An 888-nucleotide genomic window follows, 5' to 3' on the forward strand; every position below is an offset into this window, starting at 1 on the left:
TGTGTATAAGAGACAGGCTCGTTGACGGTGGGGCCGGTGGCCGCGGCGGTGACGGCGGTGCGGGCTACGACGCCACGGGTGCCGGCGAGGACGCCGGTAACGGCGGTGCGGGTGGTACTGGCGGGACCGGCGGCACCGCGTGGGACGGCGGTGGCGTGACCGCCGGCGACGGTGGTGTCGGCGGTGCGGGCGGTAACGGCGGTGCGGGCGGCACGGCGGCTCCCGACGGCGGTAAGGCCGGTTCCGGTGGTTCCGGTGGTCAAGGCGGCGCCGGTGGCGACATCTTCGGCGGCGGCCTCGGTGTCGGTGGCGCCGGCGGCGCCGGCGGCAACGGTGGTGTCGGTGGCAGCGGCGGCAGCACCGCCCAGGCCGGCACGGGTGGCGCCGGTGGCACCGGTGGCGCCGGTGGCATGAACTTCAACCCGAACAGCACCACGGCCGGCGGTGCCGGCGGTGCGGGCGGTGTCGGTGGCGCGGGCGGTCAGGGCCAGGGCCTCGTGACCGACATTTACGGTTATGCCGGCGGCCAGGCCGGTGGTACCGGTGGCACGGGCGGCACCGGTGGGCTCGGCAACAACGGTGCCGCCAACGGGGCCGGCGGGGCCGGCGGGGCCGGCGGTTCCGGCGCCAGCATCCTGCAGGGCGCCGGGGTGGGCAGCACCGCAAGCGCAGGTAACGGCGGTGCTGGCGGTGCCGGTGCTGTGGGTACAGGCAACGGTGCGGGCCGCGGCGGTGGTGGTGGCGGCGGCGGTGGCGGTGCGGCCGTCCTCGCTACCAACGGTGGTTCCGCAAGCGGTGACGCGATTGGCCGTGACGGCGGCGCAGGCGGTGACGGCTCCGACACCGCCGCCGGCGGCAACGGTGGTACCGGCGGTCAGGGCCTGATCT

The 888-nt window shown here is 76.5% G+C and carries 1 pseudogene; it reads left to right on the forward strand.

Going from position 1 to position 888, the window contains the following annotated elements:
• Nucleotides 1-888, forward strand: a pseudogene (locus LI94_RS24110) (PE family protein); the annotation flags it as partial.

The sequence above is a fragment of the Mycobacterium sp. UM_Kg27 genome (genome assembly GCF_000972905.1).
Lineage (GTDB): Bacteria > Actinomycetota > Actinomycetes > Mycobacteriales > Mycobacteriaceae > Mycobacterium.